Consider the following 18365-nt stretch of genomic DNA (forward strand, 5'->3'; position numbering starts at 1 on the left):
GTTCATCAAACTCGGAAATGCTGTCATTAAAAACTTTGTAGAATAGGATAGGAAGTCGCAGTATTCAGTCGCAGTTTGCAGTTTGGAAGTTTGGAATTTGAAACATGGAATTTAAAAAGATGGAACAAGGATTAAAAGACCTCATTGAAGTATCGCAATTTTATGGCAAACAAAAGGATTTTGTGCTGGCTGGTGGCGGAAATACTTCTTATAAAAATGATCAATACCTTTGGGTGAAAGCCAGCGGTTTTAGTTTGGCCACGATTGGCGAAGCTGGTTTTGCCAAGCTGGATCGTTCACAGTTGGAAGAGATTACAAACAAAACCTATTCGGATGATCCGCTGAAGCGCGAAGACGAGATTGTAAAAGACTTGATGAAAAGCCGCGTGGAGCCCGAAAAGGGACAACGGCCCTCGGTGGAAACCTCGTTTCACAACCTGATGGATTTTTCGCTGGTGGTGCACACCCATTCAACCAAGGTGAATGGACTGATGTGCAGTGAGCAGGCCGCGGAAAAAACCGCTGAGCTTTTTGGCGACGAGGTGATTTATATCGCTTACGAAGATCCGGGCTACATTCTTTTCAAGGTGGTTGAAAAGGCCGTTGTCAATTACCGGAAGGAGAAAGGGAAAGAGCCGGGCATTATTTTTCTGCAAAACCACGGCGTGTTTGTTGGCGGAAATTCGGTGGCGGAAATTCATTCAAGCTATCAAATGATTGACGAAAAGCTGGATGCCGTTTACGGTACGGAACCTGCGAACGAAAACTTGCCAGTGAATCCAATCGCTGATCAGATTATTCCAGCTGTACGCATGATGGTTTCCAAGGAATCTTTGAAAGCTGTGCGTTTGGCCAATACAACGCTTTTCGACAAATACCTGCAAAAGGAGAATCTGCCGGCCATTTCGGTTCCTTTCACCCCCGATGGCATTGTGTACGCCAATTCGGCTTTTGTTTATGGGGAATTTAAGGGCGACGCGGAAGCTTTTCTGGAAGACATTCAGCAGAAAATTAACCAATACGAACAAGAAAAAGGCAAACTGCCCAAAGTTATTTTTGCTTCGGGCCTGGGTGTAATGGTCATCGCCGACCATGCCGAGGGCGCTGAAATTTTGGTGGATGTGGTAACCGATCATTGCCGCATTGCTCAATTTGCCGAATCGTTTGGCGGACACCACCCGATGACGCCCGCGCAAATCGCTTTTATCGAAAGCTGGGAAGTGGAGCAGTATCGTTCCAAAATTTCGCTGGGTGGAACAGCTGGCCGTGCCGATCGCAAAGTGATCATCGTTACGGGTGGTGCACAGGGCTTTGGTGCCGGCATCGTGGAGCATTTGATGGAGCATGGTGCCAATGTGGTGATTGCCGATTTGAATGCCGAAAAAGGGCAGGAGTTTGCCGGCACTTTAAACGCGGTGAAGCGAAAAAACAAGGCCTTATTTGTTCAGACCGATGTGTCGAAGGCCGAATCGGTTGAAAACCTGGTTCGTGAAACCGTCATCAACTTTGGTGGTTTGGATACCTTCATCAGTAATGCCGGGATTTTACGTGCAGGTGGTCTGGATGAAATGACTCCAGAAACGTTCGAGCTGATGACCAAAGTAAACTATTCAGCCTACTTTATTTGTTCCAAATATGCATCGGCTGTCATGAAGTTGCAGAATCAGTTTAAGCCGGATCATTTTACAGATATCATTCAAATCAATTCAAAATCGGGATTGAAAGGAAGCAACAAGAACTTTGCCTATGCCGGTGGAAAGTTTGGTGGAATTGGTCTCACCCAGTCGTTTGCCCTGGAGTTGATGCCGTATAAAATTAAGGTGAATTCGATTTGTCCGGGCAACTTTTTCGACGGGCCACTTTGGGCTGATCCGGAAAATGGCCTGTTTGTGCAGTACTTGCGTGCCGGAAAAGTGCCGGGCGCCAAAACACTGGAGGATGTGAAGCATTTTTACGAAGCGCAGGTTCCCGCGGGCCGCGGATGCACCCCGCTCGACGTGATGCGGGCCATCTTCTACGTGATGGAGCAGGAGTACGAAACCGGACAGGCCGTTCCTGTAACCGGCGGACAAAATATGTTGAACTAAGACTGGCCTTTTCAGGTCGAGTCATCCTGGACTTGTTTCAGGATCTCTATGCTAACAGATCCCGATCCGGCGGTTGCCGGACGGGATGACGGATTAAAAAAAAGGAAATAAGACAATATGAAAACAAAAGCAGTTCGATTATACGGTAAAAAGGATTTGCGATTGGAAGAGTTCGAACTTCCCGCGATCAAAGAAGATGAGATTTTAGCGAAAGTGGTTTCCGACAGCATTTGCATGTCGTCATACAAAGCCGCAACGCAGGGAACTGATCACAAGCGGATTCCGAATGATGTGGCCGAAAACCCCATTTTGATCGGGCATGAGTTTGCTGGTGAGTTGGTTGAAGTCGGTGCTAAATGGCAGCACAAGTTTAAGGCCGGACAGAAGTTTTCCATTCAACCGGCTATTTATTACAACGATGGCCCGGTTGGGGTGCTGAGTGCTCCCGGCTATTCGTACCAATACATTGGCGGCGATGCTACGTACGTCATCATCCCCAAAGATGTGCTGGTGCAGGATTGTCTGCTGGCTTACGAAGGTCCGGGCTATTACCCCGCATCGCTGGCCGAGCCGCTGAGTTGTGTGATTGGTGCCATGCACGCCAATTACCACACCACGCCGGGTTCGTACAAGCACGACATGGAAATTGTAGACGGCGGTAAAATGGCCATCCTGGCTGGCGTTGGACCAATGGGACTGGCAGCGATCAACTACGTGATTATGCGTGAAGATCGCAAGCCGTCGCTTTTGGTGGTCACCGATATTGATCAGGCGCGACTGGACCGTGCCGCTTCGATCTATTCGCCGGAATGGGCCAAATCAAAAGGGATTGAATTAATTTATCTGAATACCAGTGGTGAAGATCCGGTAGCTAAATTGCGAGGTTTAACAGATGGCGAAGGCTACAACGACGTATTTGTTTTTGCGCCTGTTCCCGCAGTGATTGAACAAGGTGATGCTATTTTAGGACACGACGGATGTTTGAACTTCTTTGCCGGGCCAGCCAATCCGGAGTTCAGTGCCAAGTTGAACTTTTACAACGTGCATTACGCCTATACGCACATTGTTGGCACGTCGGGCGGTAATAACGACGATATGGTGGAATCGCTGGAGATGTTTGGCAAAGGACTGGATCCCGCCGGGCTGGTGACACACATTGGAGGGCTGAATGCGGTGATTGATACAACTTTGGATTTGCCGAATATTCCAGGCGGGAAAAAGCTGATCTATACGCATAAAAACATTCCCTTGACCGCCATCAGCGAATTTGAAGAAAAAGGAAAATCTGATCCATTGTTTGCCAAATTGCATGAGATTTGCCAAAGAAACAACGAACTTTGGTCCGTTGAAGCAGAAGATTACCTGCTGGCAAATGCACAAGACATCTAGTTAAGATTTTACAAATAAGCTAACTAACGCAGGAGTTCATGGAGTGTATGCTCGGTGGTTCTTGCGTTTGTTATTAAAAAAACAAATGGTATGATTTACATGGCAGATACCGCCGATCTTTCGGCATTAAAAGAGTTGTATGATTTTTTTCCTTTGGAAGGAGTAACAACGAATCCAACGATTCTAAAGCAATCGGGCATGAAATTGTCTGAAGCGGTTGAAGAAGTGGCCCGGATTGTGGGCGAAGGCATGATCCACGTCCAGCTAATCAGCACCACAGCAGACGAAATGGTGAAAGAAGCAAAAAAGTACAAGTCATACTTTGACCTGGGCGATAACTTTTACGCCAAAATTCCGGTGGTTGCTGAAGGATTTAAGGCCATGCGCATCCTCAAGGATACCGGCATGAATGTGACTGCAACGGCCATATTTACCCAGCAGCAAGCCTTGGTAGCTGCCAAAGCCGGAGCCGACTTTGTAGCGCCTTATGTCAGTCGTCTGGACAATATTTCGTCACACGGAATTGAAGTGGTGCGCGATATTGCGCGGAACATGAACGAATACAAGCTAAACACGAAAGTGTTGGCCGCCAGCTTCAAAACCGTTGACCAAATCTACCGGGTGAGCATGAATGGCTCCCACTCAGCTACCATCAGCCCCGAGCTCTTGCTGCAATTGATCAAACACCCCATGACGGATATCAGCGTCACCCAGTTTTTAAAAGACGGCGAAGGGCTGTATGATGTGTCTTTTTAAGGCAGTTCCAGTCAGCGGACTATGTTTGTTAGATGAATAGATTATAAAACAGGAAGGGATCACACGGTCCCTTCTTCCTTTTGCTCCAAATTATATAGAATTAATATAAATAGTGCTTATCCTCGCATCGTCTCCGGAAAGTCAATGTTTTTTGTGTGTTTAATGTATTGATATTCAATTAATATTTTTTCAATCAAGACATTTCGACCAAAAGACTGTTTTCGTCTAATGTCTTGTATCTGACTGATGTACAGCATAAATCCATTGTTGGGAAAGAAAAAAATTTACTTTTGTCGCCTACAACTAATCTTTTAATTGTGATGAAGAGAACAACTTTACTAACCGTTGTATGCTTTTTATTCATACAATCGGTAATTGCCGGAGGCTTGTTAACCAACGCGAATCAGAGTGCTCAATACATGCGCATGCTTTCCCGCAATGCTTCAACTGATCTGGATGCAGTCTATTTCAATCCAGCGGGTGTGATGGAAATGGCCAATGGCTTCCACTTTGGATTTCATAGCCAAACTCTGTTTCAAACCCGGACCATTACCACTACCGCTCCACTAAACAACCAGGAGTTTGTTGGCAATCTTGAAATCCCGGTTTTCCCTACCGCCTTTGCGGTTTACAAAAAAGACAACTGGGCTTTTTCCTTTGGCTTGGGACCCAATGCCGGCGGAGGCTCCGTCGTTTTTGATGAGGGTATTCCTTCGTTTGAAGGAAAGATTGCCACCCAGGTGAATGGACAATTGGTGCCAGCCTTGGCAGGATTAGCAGCTTTTGGGTACGAGGTGCAGCCCGGATACGGTGCAGCTATCGAGTTTGAAGGACGCTCCGTCTTCTGGGGAATTCAGCTGGGAGCCACAACAAAGCTGAGCGAGGCGGTATCAGTTTATGGAGGAGTCCGAGTACTTCCTTCAATCAACACATACACTGGCGGAATTTCGAATATTCAGCTGAAAGTGAATGGCTCAATGACCAATGCCGAGCAATTCTTATTAGGAGCCTCTACTTCGGTAGGTGCTGCTGCAACTAATGCAGCCAATGCTGCTGCCGGGATGCAACCCCTCATTGATAACGGAGCTGGTGGCTACACTTTGGATCAGGTTGAACAAGGGGGTTATATCAGCGCTGCCGAGCGAACACAAATTGAACAGGGTTTAATGGGTTTGGGTGCTACACAGGCGCAGATTGATGCGATGCAAATTACGCAGATTCAAGGTACTTTCAGTGCCGGAGCAACCGTTTTGAATGCCACAGCCAATGAGCTGGAGGAGAACTCAGCTTTGCTAAAAGATCAGGAAGTGGACACCAAGCAAACCGGAACAGGTTTTACGCCGATATTAGGGGTGAATATCTCGCCCAGCGATAAGCTGAATATTGGTTTGAAGTATGAATTTCAGACTGCCCTGAAGCTTACTAACGATACCAAAGTTGACGATACCGGCATGTTCCCGGATAAAGCAGAGTCGCGGAGCGATATTCCGGCTATTTTATCGGTTGGGGTGAACTACAAACCATCAAAAAAATGGCTGACTTCCGTGTCGTTTATCAACTATTTTGATAAGGGTGTCGACTGGGGAAACAATATTTACGGGCAGGAGCGAATCATCGAAAGCGGTTTGTGGGAGCTTTCAGCGGGCGTGCAATACAGCATCACCGACCGCTTTGCGCTGAGTGTGGGCGGCATGCAATCGACCACCGGCGTAAGCGAGCAGTACCAAAGTGACTTCAGCTACAGCAATTCATCGAACTCCATGGCTTTTGGTTTGCAGTGGAAAGCCACCGACCAACTGACCCTCGATGCCGGTGTGCTGTACACCACCTACAAAGATGAAGACAAGTCGTTTGGAACCTACACCGAAACGTACGATAAGGAAAATCTGGGTTTAGCCATCGGCTTATCTTACAGTATTTTCAAATAGAATAAATTGATTTCAGCGTGGATAAGAGAGGCTCCCGAAACGGAGTCTCTTTCTTTTTGCCCGGATTTTTGATATTTTCACGGCACTTACAGAGAAAAAACACACCTGATGAAGCAATGGATTTTACTGATGGGATTGGCCTTGCCTTTTTTTGTTGCGGGCCAGTCGATTGATGACATTGAACTGGCGAAGATCCGCGCTGGTTTTGAGAAGGACAATTACACCACCGGCATGCAAAATGCCTTATCGTCGAACGAGATCACGAAGCTGGCCTGGAGCCGCGAAAACGAAGGGTTGACCGACCATTATTTTACCTATCGCGTCGATGTGTCGGGCATTACCAACCAAAAGAAATCGGGCCGATGCTGGCTGTTTACTTCGCTCAACATTTTCCGGCCCATGGCTGCTGAGCATTTCAATACCAAATCCTTCGAATTTTCAGAGAATTATCTTTATTTCTGGGATTTGTTTGAAAAGGCCAATTTGTTTCTGAACAACATCGTCGCTACGGCCGACCGCGGCATTGACGACGAAAAAGTGCGCTGGTATTTCCGCTCACCGGTTGACGATGGCGGACAATGGATCAACTTTGTGAACCTGGCCAACAAATACGGCCTGGTGCCACGCGAGGCGATGGAAGAAACCTTTTCGAGTGAGAATACGAGTTGGATGACCAAGCTGATCAACCGCAAGCTGCGCGAACAGGCCCTGCAACTGCGAGAGCTGAAAAACGCCGGAACGAGCGACAAGCAGATGGAAGCGACCAAAGTGGATATGTTAAGCACCATTTACCGCATGCTGGCGCTGAACCTGGGCGAACCGCCAACGGAGTTTAACTATCGTTACAAAACCAAAGATGCGCAGTTGGTTGCCGCCAAAACCTTCACCCCAAAAAGCTTCATGAAAGAAGTGCTGGGCGAGGTTCAGCTCAGCGACTATGTGATGTTGATGAACGACCCTTCGCGCCCATTCTGGAAGCATTACGAAATTGAAAACTACCGCAATGTGCAGGAAGGCGAAAACTGGCACTATGTGAATTTGCCCAATGAGGTCATCAAAGGGTTTTGTATTGAATCGATCAAGAACAATGAAGCCATGTACGCCTCCTGCGATGTGGGCAAGCAGCTCCGGCGAGATTTTGGCGTGCTCGATGTCGATAACTTCAACTACGAAGCGGTGTACGATGTGCCCTTTGGCATGGACAAAAAGCAACGCATCCAAAGTCGCGAAAGCGGTTCGAGCCACGGCATGGCGCTGATTGCGGTTGAGGTGGACGAAAAAGAACAGCCGCTGAAATGGCAGTTCGAAAACAGCTGGGGCGAGCAAGCCGGCGAAAAAGGCTACCTCACCTTCACAGATGAATGGTTCAACGAGTATATGTTTCGGATGGTGGTACACAAGAAATTCGTCAACCAAAAAGTGTTGGATATTTACAACGAAAAAGCGACCATGCTTCCACCCTGGGATCCGATGTTTTAAGAAAAACTGAAAGTAAACAGGCGGCAATTTTCAACAATTGCTGCCTGTTTTGTTTTTATAAATCATTCAGAATATCAGAAATGCTCCCCGCTATAGCCCTCTTCTCCGCGGATGCCGATGAGCCATTCGGTGAGTTGATCCGAAGCCGAACTCGTATTTTTCTGGTACAGGTCACCGCGTTGTTGCAGCAAATATCTGGTCAGCGTCGGGCTATTTTTTTCAGCCACGTAAACGGCATAGATTTCCGCGCCGGCATCGGCCATCACATACCTTTGCTCGGTTAGTTCCCCATCTCTTGCTTTTAGCGCCAGAATCTCCGCGGTTCTGATGTCGCTTTCGTCGAGTAAGGACAAGCGCACCTCGGCCTGCGAAAGGTTCGACTCAAAATTCTGCCGGTTAATTTTGTTATCTTCCGGCCAAGTCCAGTTTTCCGGCTGCTCGTAATCGTAAACCTTTCCTGCCTGATCGATGATGAAGCCCCGGTGCTGGTAACCCCACGCATGGTTCACATATTCAAACTGGAAATAGATGGTGAGTTGCTCCGACTTGGTTTCAAGCTCTTTGTCGGTGCAGGAGGCCGATAGCATAAACGGCAGAAGACAGATCAATATTTTCAGCTTACTCGAATTCATAGCTCAATTCTTTTTGAAAGTGCTCGTCGCCATACCCGGTAGCCGAAAAGGTGAATGTAACAGGACTTTCGCCGCTTTCGCGCAGCCGGCTGATGTCAAATTGCAGCGTTTCGGTGAACCAGGCTTCGCAAAAGTCATTGTTGGCGTTGTGCCTGATTTCAAAACTTGGAGGAGGCAGCGGAGGCGTACCGCACCACGGATGTACACGCGCCAAGTCAATGGTGTGCACCTTGCAGCCGCCACCATAGCTGAGGTTGACGATCAACAGGTCGCCCTCCACCTTGACGGTGTTGATTTTTACCGGGTCATTCATGAGGCTGTCGGCATTCGAGAAATTCAAATCGACATAATCAGAAACGCCAGTGGTTTTTATCTTCAAATCCGGGACCTCTTGTTTTTCGGTGCAAGCCCAGATAAAAGCCAAAAGCAGGATGAGCGAGAATTTATTCATGGAGCAGCGGATTATTGACTTTACCCAGGAACAGGAAAGCGTTGGTATCTTTTTCGCGGATGGCGAAAACAAAGGGGCGGTCAACCTGAAAAACAGGGTCGGGCCCGACGGACGTGACACCCACTGTAACGCCTGTGACGGCAGCGGCTTCGGTTCCTTCTTCATCGACCTTCACAAAGGTTTTGTGCTTCACCTCGGAAATATACAAGTCACTGCGGTCAGCAATGCCCGAAAAATCGGATAAGCCAGGATCAAATGCATCGATCATTTCCAACGACTTGAGATTATCAACCAGGCTATTGTCGTATTCAAACTCGAATTTTGGCAGGTACACTTTCAAGTTGCTTTTATACATGCTTTCCATCCAGCCATCCAATGCCGAAGGGGTCAGACTTTCAATCACCTCACTGGTTGTGTGATCCGCTTTGGGCAAAAACACCAGCATGCTGTATTTATCGCTTCCATAAGGCAGTTCGAGCAATTCGAAGGTGTTGGTGCTGGTGTAGTTTAGCGTGGTCGGTTCCAGCATCATGGTTGGAACCTGCAGCTCGCCGCCGTCTTCGGTGTAAAACGGGCGGTTGCTGGTGTCGCCTTTTTTGAATTGGTAGGTCCATTTGCCGTTGAAATAAATGGCATTAATCAGGTACATCACATCGTTGGCCGAAACCTGCTCAATGATTTTGTCAATCTTATCGCGGGTCTTGTCCTTCACCCAGCCATTTACCCGGCTCAGCGTGGCATCCTCGTTGTTAAAATCCAAGGCTTCCACTTCGGCATCGTAGAAGTTTTTTTTGGTTGAAATAAAATCGGGTTTCACACTGAAATCATCACGGTGAAAAATGGCATTGGCAATCGACAATTCTACTTTTGGATCGTGGCTGCCCAAAGCTGCAACCAGTGTTTTATAGGCTTCGTTAATTTGTTCCGAACTCAGACCAGCCTTGTGCAGCACCATTTCCATTTGGGTTTTGGTGTCGCCACCAGCCCCGTTGTACGCCATGGCCAGTGCGAGCGAAACACTGAGCGGCGAGATCATCAGGTTTTTTCCTTCCTCCAACTCAGCATTGACTTCGCGCAGCAGCTCCAGCCCAAAAGCATTGTCAGCTTCCACTATTTGTTCCGATTTCAGGTCCAACTCAATGTCGGTTACTTCACCTTCATCCACCACCGAATTGGAGCAGGACTTTAAAAGGGGCGATGCCAGAAGCAGGCTCAAGAATAGGACGATCGTTTTCATTGTTTTCGGATTTAACTTTTGTTTCTGTTGTTTTAGACTGACAAGCGCAGCAAATGGTTGCGTCAAAAGATCGGTAAAGAAAAAGATTGCGCAACTCAATGCCAATTTGTTTTCTTCTGGTTGCCAATTATTGTCATTGATCGTTTCCAAGCAACTTAATCACAATAAAATGACCACCCAATGACTATGAATGACTTTTTATTGAGAAGAGGTAATCTTGCGAAAATGAATCAATCGAAACAGAAATTATTTCTCCCCACGCAACCCTTTGTCCGCTTTCCCCATCTGTTTGTTGAAATCACCCATTGAGCCCTTGTGGCTTGAACAGAGCGTTAAGCGAACAAAAGAATAGATTGCAAAATGTGCAAGTATTCTGCTAATTTTGATCTTAACCAATTTTGAATGGATTTTGAAAGATCTTAGGCAACTCATTATTGATAGTGTTGCTGGAAAGTCGAAAGCACAGGCTCAGCTTTACCAGTATTTGGCGCCCAAAATGTATGGGGTTTGTCTGCGCTATTCTAAAGATGAAACCGAAGCGGAGGACAATTTGCAGGAAGGTTTTTTGAAGGTCTTTGAAAAGATTGGGTCGTTTAGGCACGAAGGCTCGTTTGAAGGCTGGGTGAGGCGAATTATGGTGAACGCGGCGCTGGAGCGCTACCGGAAAAATCACCTGATGCATCCGGTTGAAGACATGGGTGTTTTCGATGGGCCGGAGTTGAACGAGCAGATTATTTCGGAAATGTCGGCCAAGGATTTGATGAAAATTATCAATGAGTTGCCGCCGCGATATCGCATGGTATTTAACCTGTATGTTTTTGAAGGTTTCAACCATAAAGAGATTGCCGAAGAAATGAAAATCTCGGTGGGAACATCGAAATCGAACCTGGCGCGTGCCCGGGCGATTTTGCAAGATAAAGTAGTGAAAGTGTTTGGAGAAATAGCAAATAATTATTCTGCATGATCAAGGATAATAATCAATTGGATGATTTGTTCCGTTCGAAATTGGATGATTTTGAACAAGAGCCGCCCGCCTATGTGTGGAGCCGGATTCAGGAACAACAAGCGGGGAACAAGCGGCGCATGCTTTTCTTTTATTTGAAAGGAGCAGGAGTAGCTGCCGCGGTTTTGCTGGCCTTTTTGCTCGGGTGGCAGTTGCAACAGCAACCTGAGAATTTGGCTCCTGTACTGACTGATCATCAAGTCCAATCGGACGAGAAAACAAGTCAATCCGAATCGTCAGATTCTGCGACTGATACAAAGGAAGGAACGCTCCCAATACAAGAGAGTACTTCAGCGGAGCAATCATCCGGACTGGCTTTTGCCGAAAGTGGCCGTGGAAAATCAGCAGCAGAAAAGCCTGAAACAATTGACAGCAACAATACCATCGAATTTCAAATTACAGCAAATGCAGATGCCTCAAGCCATGGGCGCCAATTGGACACTGAAGATTCAGAAAACAGGAAACAGGAAACTCAACAGTTCCAATTGCTGCGTTTGCTTCATTTAGAGTTAGATGATTCCTTTAAAGAGCAGGCCCAGCTGGCCGATTTGCGGAGAAAGCAGCGGGAAACCGCGACTCAGTTTAATACATTCGAGCAAAATCAGATCGAAGAGAATGCCCGTTTGCTGGCGGCGAACCGGATGAGTGAATCTCCGGCCGGATGGCAGTTGGGCGCGATGCTCACACCGGGTGTTTCGGTTAATCAAAGTTCGCAAAGCCAGAATTACGCGAGCAGCATGGCTATTCCCGATTCAAAAGACAAACTGCAGGTGGGTGGTGGAATCTCTATCGAGTACAAAACCCACAAGCGTTGGAGTGTTCAGAGCGGTGTTTACTACAGCAAGCTGGGGCAAACTTCATCTAACCAGTCTTTTCAGCCGGAAGCGCTTTACTCCGATGTTGTTAGCGACGGAGCCTTGCGGGGCGAAGTGGCTTATTTCAATACCGCGGTTGCGGTGAAATCGGGCGAAATGTTGATGAATACCGCTGCCGGCGTTGTGGCGATTGACCGGCTTCCAACCAATGCGCGGTTGAGTAGCGGGTTTGAAACCTTGGCGGCTGATGATGGGATTTTGCTGACGCAGACTGAGTTCGAACAACAGTTTGAATACATCGAAATTCCGCTGATTTTACGCTACCAGTTAATTGACGCCACCTTCGAGTTACAGGTACTTGGCGGCCTGAACACCAGTGTGCTGGTTGGCAATAATGCCTACGCCAATAGCGAGTATGGCAACGAGCGCATTGGTGAAACACGCGATATGAATGCCGTGAATTACAGCACCAGCTTCGGGTTCGGATTGGGCTACGGCCTTTCGAACAAAATTAGCTTGCATGTTGAGCCTCAGTTGAGGTATTTTATGGGTTCGCTGAATAGTAATTCCAATGTTAGTTTTAAACCTTACACCATTGGGGTTTATACCGGTTTGAGTTATCAGTTTTAAACTTCGTGCTGACCTGCGAACTTGAAACCCCGGCTTTTTTGTCAACAATTCATACAAACAAAAAAGGCAACTCGCGATGAGCTGCCCTTTTTGATTGTTTCTAATTGTTTATCTTGTTTCTGGCGTATTTCAATGGTTTTTTATGGTAGGATGACTTTGTCAATCACATGAATCACTCCGTTGGTGGTCTGCACATTAAGTAGTGAAGGAACCAAGCCCGATTCGCGTGTATTGGCATCTGTTATTTTCAAGGTTGAAAGATCCAAGTTGAATGTTCCGTTCAAAGTGGTTACTGTGCCCGATTCCAGGTCGCTTGAGTAAACGCGGCCCTCTACCACATGATAGAGTAATACGTTTGTCAAAGTTTCCACAGGAATGTCATCCAGGCTGTTCACATCGGGTCCCAGTTCGTCGAGCAAGTCAAGGAAAGCCTGGTTGGTCGGAGCAAATACCGTAAATGGTCCGCCTGTTGCCAAGGTGTTGGTCAAGCCGGCTTTGATAACTGCATCAACCAGGATAGAGAATTCAGGAGCTAAGCTTTGAGCTTTTTCAACAATATTCATGCTTGGTGGCAGTAAAACCTGGTCAATGGCGTGAATTACTCCGTTTGATGCTGCAACATCGGGAATGGCCACATTGGCATCATTGATCATCACCCCTGAAGTCAGGTCAACTTCAACTGCGGCACCGTTCAAAGTCGGAACAAATCCGTTGGCCAGGTCGGTAGAGTATACGCTGCCCGAGACTACATGGTAAAGCAAGATCGGAGTCAGTTGTTCGGCTGTTAAATCAGCTACTCCACCCACGCCCAGTGTTAGAAATAGGCTTTCGAATGCTGCGTTGGTCGGAGCGAATACGGTGAAAGGACCTTCTCCTGAAAGAGCACCAGCTAAGTCGGCTTTGACAACCGCTTCAACCAAAATTGAGAATTCGGGATCGAAGCTAATGGCTTTTTCAACGATGTTTATCGGAGGAAGTAAAACTTTGTCGATGGCATGAATCACACCGTTAGTCGCTTGCTGGTCAGCGATCACAACGTTGGCATCGTTAATCATGACGCCTGATGACAGGTCAACTTCAATTTCTTTTCCATTCAGTGTCGGAACTGGTCCGCTCAAAAGTTCGAATGAAAATACACTTCCGGCAACTACGTGGTAAAGCAGAATTGGTGTCAAGTCTTCGGCGGTCAAATCTTCAATACCATTCACGCCCAAAGCTGTAAATAACTCTTCAAAAGCGGCGTTGGTTGGCGCAAACACGGTGAATGTACCACCATCGGCCAAAGTTCCAGCCAGGTCGGCTTTCACCACTGCATCAACCAGAATTGAGAATTCAGGATCGAAACTAATGGCTTTTTCAACCAAATTCATTGAAGGTGGCAGTAATACTTTGTCAATAATATGGATCACGCCATTCAATGCTCTGAGGTCAGCAATTTCAACCGATGCGTCGTTGACCATCACGCCACTTGACAGGTCGATTCTGATATACGCTCCGTTGATAGTCTGAACAAGGCCGTTTGACAGGTCTCCGGATTGTACCCGCCCTGCAACCGCGTGGTAAAGTAAGATGGGAGTCAGTTGCTCTGCCGTTAAGTCATCAACTCCATTCACGCCAAGGGCTGCAAATAATTCTGCAAAGGCAGCGTCGGTCGGCGCAAAAATGGTGAGGTCGTTTTTGGCCACGGTGCTTGTCAAACCAGACTTGGCCAGTGCTTTCATTAAAACGGTAAACTTGGGTTTCTTGGCATTGATGCTTTGTTTTTTCAACTCAGAAAGTGTGCTGCTGTAAGCATCCGGATTCTCTGTTATTTGTTGCAAAGCAACTGTAATATCTACTGTCGCGGGATCTTCCACAACGACGGGATCATCATCATCGTTGTTGCATCCAACGAAAGTGAAGGCCATGACGGCCACCAGGACTAATGAAGTTAAAGACTTCATGCGATTCGATTTTTTGTTTTCTTGTGTTTTCATTTCAGTTAAAGTTTTTGAATTTGAAAGTAAAACAGCAGAAGAAGTAAAAGTGTTTAAGAGATTAGAATATCTTTTAGACAAAAAATGACAAAATTATGACACATATCAATAAAATAAGGCTTTTCGTGTGTATTTTCATGCTTATTAATAAATGTTAATATATTTTAACCCGTGAAAAAATCATGGGCAATTGCTTTTTTTTTTTTTGAGGTGCCGTATGATGGATGTTATTGATTGTTTCGGTTTGATATTGGTTTGGTTTTCAGTTAAATTCGGTCTAATTTGCTGATCAAAACGACATGTAATGGGAAATTCAGTATCGCGAAGAGATTTGTTGAAAGCAGCGCTTGCTGCTCCAATTGTGGCTGCCGGAAGCATGGCACCGGGCTATGCGGGCGCTTTGATCCCGGAAATTTATTCTCACTTGCTTAAGCTCAGTTTGAATTTGTATTCATTTAATAGCTTGTTGAGTCGAGGGGAAAGGGATTTGTTCGATATGCTTGATTTTTGTGCCAGCCACAATTTTGAAGCCATAGACCCAACCGGTTATTATTTCCCGGGCTATCCCGAAGTCCCTTCCGATGGGTTTATTTTTGAATTTAAACGACAAGCCTTTTTGCTTGGGCTCGATATTAGCGGAACAGGTGTTCGTAACGACTTTGCCAGCCCGAACGCGAGCGACCGCCGGAAGGATGTTGAGTTGATTAAAAAGTGGGTGGAAGTAGCGGCCAAACTTGGCAGCCCAAACTTGCGTATTTTTGCCGGAGCCAGCAGTCATGAAGGGTTTTCGCGCGACGAGGTTTTTGAGTGGATGGCCAAAGATATTCGGGAGTGCTGCGACTATGCAGCGCAATTTGGGGTGATGATCGCCTTACAAAATCACAATGATTTTTTGAAAACAGCCGATGATGTTGATCGAATTTTCAACTTGGTTGATTCCGACTGGCTTGGTTTAAACCTCGATATTGGGAGCTATCGCCAGAAAGATCCGTATGTGGAGATTCAGCAAAATATTGCACGAGCCGTGACCTGGCAGATTAAAGAAAATGTGTGGATTGATGGGGTAGAGGCTCCGACTGACTATGTGAAACTTTTTAAGATCATCAAAGAATCAGGTTACAGGGGCTATCTGCCCCTTGAAACGCTGGGGCCGGGTGATCCATATGGGAAAGTACCAAACCTGCTCCGTCAGATAAGATCAGCACTGGAGCAAGTTTAGAACTTCGGTGACTGTTTTCATTTCTGGCGTTCGGAATTATTCAACCGCAAGCTGATCCTTGTTTTGGCGCAACCAGCTTTCGAAGGTTTGTAATTCTGGGTTCAACGACTTGGAAAGCTGAATGTCACGCCGGGCGCAAAAATCTGCTTCAAAATCGTGTTTAAACTGAAACATATTGCCCAGGTCATCGGCTCCTGGAAAATCGAAACTTCGATAGGTTGCGGCAGGCACATCGTTGTACACAATGTTTTGACCCAGTACTTTGGAAAAGCTATCGGCCATTTGCTGTCCGGTCAAATGCTGGCCCGAAATTCCCACTGCTTTATTTTTGTAGGTTTCGCCAGCATTGAAAATTCCGTAGGCACATTTCCCAATGTCTTCGGCTGCAATGCCGGGCAGTTTTTTGTTGCCCATCGGCATGGTAATCCCCAATTTGCCGTCGGGTCCTTTTTGCGGGCCCATGCCAAAATGGATAAAATTATCCCAATAGAATGAGGTATAAAGCAGTGTGTATGGCACGCCACTGTTTTCGAAAAATGCATTAGACTCGCCCTTGGCATCAAAGTGAGGGACTTTGTAATGCTCCATCAGCGTTGGCATCCGGTCATCGCTCAGCGGAACCCACTTGCGGGTGTCTTCCAGGGTTGACCAGATGACGTGCTCCACTCCGCTTTCCTTGGCTGCTTCGGCCAGGTTTTTCGCGTTGGCCCGTTCCTTTTCGGGCGAAAAATGTTCCCAGAAAAAAGTGACACAATAAGCGCCATAGGCTCCGTCAAAAGCTTTCAACAGGCTGGCTTTGTCGGCCACATCGGCTTCAACCACCTCGGCTCCAAGTTTAGCCAGCTGCTTTGCTTTGTCCGAATTGGCATTTCGCGTAATAGCACGCGCGGTGAATTCGCCCCTTTTATCGTTTAGAATGGCCCTAACCAAACCACCACCTTGTGATCCGGTAGCACCGGTAACCGCGATTATTTTTCTTTCTGTCACAAAGATGAATTTTGAGATTAAACAATTCAATAGTAGTAAGTTACAATAACAGACAGGCGGATGCAATATATAAAGATTAAAAAATCTTAAATAAACTTGAGGATTTGGGTCAGCAACGAAGTTCGTGATCGCGTATAAAGTGACTTGATATTGCATTTGTGTTTTTATTTTCAGGATTCAGGTCTTAACTTTGGCCGGCATTAAACTGTTTAGTATGAATGACACCAGATAACTTTGACCATGATAAATACCAATGAAATTGAGAATATTGAGCTGAGTTTTCTTCAGTTGAAGGATTACCAGGAATTAAAGGAAGCCTTGATTGAATCGTATCCCGAAATGCCGGATTCCTATTGGCTAAAGCCGCATTTGAAAACTTTAATCAACCTGTTTCCCGAGGGGCAGGTCGTGGTGAAGGTGAATGGCCAGATTGCGGGCTGCGCTTTTTCAATCATTGTCGATTCGGCCAAGTTTGAAAATCAGCACACTTACAAAAAAATTACGGGCAATCTTACTTTCAACACCCACAACCCCGATGGCGATTTGTTGTATGGCATTGAAATTTTCATCCGGCCCGAATACCGTGGCTTGCGATTGGGGCGCCGGCTGTATGATTACCGGAAAGAACTTTGTGAACGACTCAATTTGAAGGGGGTTGCTTTTGGCGGTCGAATCCCGAACTACCATCAGTATGCCGATCAAATGACGCCCAAAGAGTACATTGCCAAAGTTCGGTTGAAAGAGATTCACGATCCGGTGTTCAATTTCCAGATATCGAATGATTTTTATCCCTCCAAAATTTTGAAGAATTACCTCGAAGGTGATGACGCTTCGAAGGATTATGCCGTGTTGTTGAAGTGGGACAATATCTACTACGAAAAAGAAAGCAGGCAGCCCTCAACAATCAAAAAGATTATCCGACTGGGCCTGATTCAATGGCAGATGCGTTGGTATAAAAACCTGGATGATGTGATGAACCAGGCGGAGTATTTTATTGATGCGGTTTCGGGCTATCGGTCTGATTTTGCCTTGTTTCCCGAGTTTTTTATGGCACCGCTCATGGCCGAGAACAACCATTTGAGTGAGCCCGAAGCGATTCGTGAACTGGCAAAACATACCGATGAGATTATCCGGCGCTTTTCGGAGTTGGCGATTTCCTACAACATCAACATCATTACCGGCAGCATGCCCGAAATCAAGAACGACCGCTTGTACAATGCCGGCTATGTGTGTAAGCGTGATGGGTCGATCGACCGCTTCGAAAAACTTCATGTGACTCCCGACGAGGCCAAAGTGTGGGGTATGCAGGGCGGCTCGGAGCTGAAAGCCATTGATACCGACTGCGGCAAGATTGGCGTGCTGATTTGTTACGATGTCGAATTCCCGGAGCTGGGCCGTATTCTGGCCGACGATGGTGTGGATATCTTGTTTGTCCCGTTCCTGACCGATACGCAGAATGGGTATTCGCGGGTGCGCAATTGCGCCATGGCCCGCGCTATTGAAAACGAATGTTACGTGGCCATTGCTGGCGGTGTTGGCAACCTGCCCAAAGTGCACAACATGGATATTCAGTATGCGCAGTCGATGGTTTTTACGCCTTGCGATTTTTCGTTTCCCATGAACGGCATTAAAGCTGAAGCGACACCCAATACGGAGATGATCTTGATTGCCGACGTGGATATTGATTTGCTGCGCGAACTGAACCAGTTTGGCAGCGTTCGCAACCTGAAAGACCGCCGGAAAGATATTTATGAGGTGAAACGAAAGTAAAAAAGT

Annotated in this window: 14 protein-coding genes; 9 read left to right on the forward strand and 5 right to left on the reverse strand. The window is 46.7% G+C overall.

Annotated features, from left to right (window positions below):
* The first annotated feature begins 119 nt into the window (after positions 1 to 119).
* From NC99_RS21170 to NC99_RS21190, 5 genes are all read left to right on the forward strand, one after another.
* Entirely contained in the window at positions 120 to 2087 is a 1968-nt protein-coding gene (locus NC99_RS21170) for an SDR family NAD(P)-dependent oxidoreductase (protein WP_082326639.1), read from the forward strand.
* Between the two features lie 117 nt (positions 2088 to 2204).
* Positions 2205 to 3476 (forward strand): zinc-binding dehydrogenase, encoded by a 1272-nt coding sequence (locus NC99_RS21175; protein WP_053188923.1) that lies wholly within the window; start codon positions 2205 to 2207, stop codon positions 3474 to 3476.
* A 90-nt stretch (positions 3477 to 3566) separates the two neighbouring features.
* A complete protein-coding gene (locus tag NC99_RS21180; protein ID WP_053188925.1) occupies positions 3567 to 4232 on the forward strand; it encodes a transaldolase family protein in 666 nt (221 codons plus the stop codon).
* 320 nt (positions 4233 to 4552) lie between these two features.
* A complete protein-coding gene (locus NC99_RS21185) occupies positions 4553 to 6160 on the forward strand; it encodes an OmpP1/FadL family transporter (RefSeq protein WP_082326637.1) in 1608 nt (535 codons plus the stop codon).
* Positions 6161 to 6268: 108 nt separating this feature from the next.
* Entirely contained in the window at positions 6269 to 7639 is a 1371-nt protein-coding gene (locus NC99_RS21190; protein ID WP_053188931.1) for a C1 family peptidase, read from the forward strand.
* 74 nt (positions 7640 to 7713) lie between these two features.
* Here NC99_RS21190 and NC99_RS21195 read toward each other — a convergent pair whose 3' ends face one another.
* From NC99_RS21195 to NC99_RS21205, 3 genes are read right to left on the reverse strand one after another with little or no spacing between them, the layout of a single operon-like run.
* The gene (locus NC99_RS21195) at positions 7714 to 8271 is read right to left on the reverse strand and encodes a hypothetical protein (RefSeq protein WP_053188934.1); all 558 of its coding nucleotides are present in this window, start codon (positions 8269 to 8271) and stop codon (positions 7714 to 7716) included.
* A complete protein-coding gene (locus NC99_RS21200; RefSeq protein WP_053188937.1) occupies positions 8258 to 8722 on the reverse strand; it encodes a hypothetical protein in 465 nt (154 codons plus the stop codon). The genes NC99_RS21195 and NC99_RS21200 overlap by 14 nt, the downstream gene beginning before the upstream one ends.
* Positions 8715 to 9959 carry a serpin family protein gene (locus tag NC99_RS21205; RefSeq protein ID WP_157625143.1) on the reverse strand — a complete coding sequence of 415 codons (1245 nt, stop codon included), beginning with the start codon at positions 9957 to 9959 and terminating at the stop codon, positions 8715 to 8717. The genes NC99_RS21200 and NC99_RS21205 overlap by 8 nt, the downstream gene beginning before the upstream one ends.
* Before the next feature lie 409 nt (positions 9960 to 10368).
* On the opposite strand from NC99_RS21205, the gene NC99_RS21210 reads away from it, so the two are divergent.
* Both NC99_RS21210 and NC99_RS21215 read left to right on the forward strand, forming a co-directional pair.
* The gene (locus NC99_RS21210) at positions 10369 to 10923 is read left to right on the forward strand and encodes an RNA polymerase sigma factor (protein ID WP_053189010.1); all 555 of its coding nucleotides are present in this window, start codon (positions 10369 to 10371) and stop codon (positions 10921 to 10923) included.
* Positions 10920 to 12407, forward strand: a complete 1488-nt coding sequence (locus NC99_RS21215) for an outer membrane beta-barrel protein (protein ID WP_053188943.1) — start codon at positions 10920 to 10922, stop codon at positions 12405 to 12407. The genes NC99_RS21210 and NC99_RS21215 overlap by 4 nt, the downstream gene beginning before the upstream one ends.
* A gap of 140 nt (positions 12408 to 12547) precedes the next feature.
* On the opposite strand, the gene NC99_RS21220 is transcribed toward NC99_RS21215, so the two are convergent.
* Positions 12548 to 14383 (reverse strand): fasciclin domain-containing protein, encoded by a 1836-nt coding sequence (locus NC99_RS21220; RefSeq protein ID WP_053188946.1) that lies wholly within the window; start codon positions 14381 to 14383, stop codon positions 12548 to 12550.
* A gap of 304 nt (positions 14384 to 14687) precedes the next feature.
* Here NC99_RS21220 and NC99_RS21225 point away from each other — a divergent pair, with 304 nt between their 5' ends.
* Positions 14688 to 15602: a sugar phosphate isomerase/epimerase family protein gene (locus NC99_RS21225; RefSeq protein WP_053188949.1), complete on the forward strand. Its 915-nt coding sequence runs from the start codon at positions 14688 to 14690 to the stop codon at positions 15600 to 15602.
* 36 nt (positions 15603 to 15638) lie between these two features.
* On the opposite strand, the gene NC99_RS21230 is transcribed toward NC99_RS21225, so the two are convergent.
* On the reverse strand, positions 15639 to 16589 hold the full coding sequence (locus NC99_RS21230; RefSeq protein ID WP_053188952.1) for an NmrA/HSCARG family protein: 951 nt from the start codon (positions 16587 to 16589) through the stop codon (positions 15639 to 15641).
* A gap of 240 nt (positions 16590 to 16829) precedes the next feature.
* On the opposite strand from NC99_RS21230, the gene NC99_RS21235 reads away from it, so the two are divergent.
* Positions 16830 to 18359, forward strand: coding sequence for a bifunctional GNAT family N-acetyltransferase/carbon-nitrogen hydrolase family protein (locus NC99_RS21235; RefSeq protein WP_053188955.1), 1530 nt, complete (start codon positions 16830 to 16832; stop codon positions 18357 to 18359).
* Positions 18360 to 18365 lie beyond the last annotated feature (6 nt).

The organism is Sunxiuqinia dokdonensis (assembly GCF_001270965.1).
Classification (GTDB): Bacteria; Bacteroidota; Bacteroidia; order Bacteroidales; family Prolixibacteraceae; genus Sunxiuqinia; species Sunxiuqinia dokdonensis.

Coding starts and splice junctions, on each gene's coding strand:
- NC99_RS21205 (WP_157625143.1), bottom strand. CDS start 9,959: ATGAAAACGATCGTCCTATTCTTGAGCCTGCTTCTGGCATCGCCCCTT.
- NC99_RS21200 (WP_053188937.1), bottom strand. CDS start 8,722: ATGAATAAATTCTCGCTCATCCTGCTTTTGGCTTTTATCTGGGCTTGC.
- NC99_RS21225 (WP_053188949.1), top strand. CDS start 14,688: ATGGGAAATTCAGTATCGCGAAGAGATTTGTTGAAAGCAGCGCTTGCT.
- NC99_RS21185 (WP_082326637.1), top strand. CDS start 4,553: ATGAAGAGAACAACTTTACTAACCGTTGTATGCTTTTTATTCATACAA.
- NC99_RS21190 (WP_053188931.1), top strand. CDS start 6,269: ATGAAGCAATGGATTTTACTGATGGGATTGGCCTTGCCTTTTTTTGTT.
- NC99_RS21175 (WP_053188923.1), top strand. CDS start 2,205: ATGAAAACAAAAGCAGTTCGATTATACGGTAAAAAGGATTTGCGATTG.
- NC99_RS21215 (WP_053188943.1), top strand. CDS start 10,920: ATGATCAAGGATAATAATCAATTGGATGATTTGTTCCGTTCGAAATTG.
- NC99_RS21195 (WP_053188934.1), bottom strand. CDS start 8,271: ATGAATTCGAGTAAGCTGAAAATATTGATCTGTCTTCTGCCGTTTATG.
- NC99_RS21180 (WP_053188925.1), top strand. CDS start 3,567: ATGATTTACATGGCAGATACCGCCGATCTTTCGGCATTAAAAGAGTTG.
- NC99_RS21235 (WP_053188955.1), top strand. CDS start 16,830: ATGATAAATACCAATGAAATTGAGAATATTGAGCTGAGTTTTCTTCAG.
- NC99_RS21170 (WP_082326639.1), top strand. CDS start 120: ATGGAACAAGGATTAAAAGACCTCATTGAAGTATCGCAATTTTATGGC.
- NC99_RS21220 (WP_053188946.1), bottom strand. CDS start 14,383: ATGAAAACACAAGAAAACAAAAAATCGAATCGCATGAAGTCTTTAACT.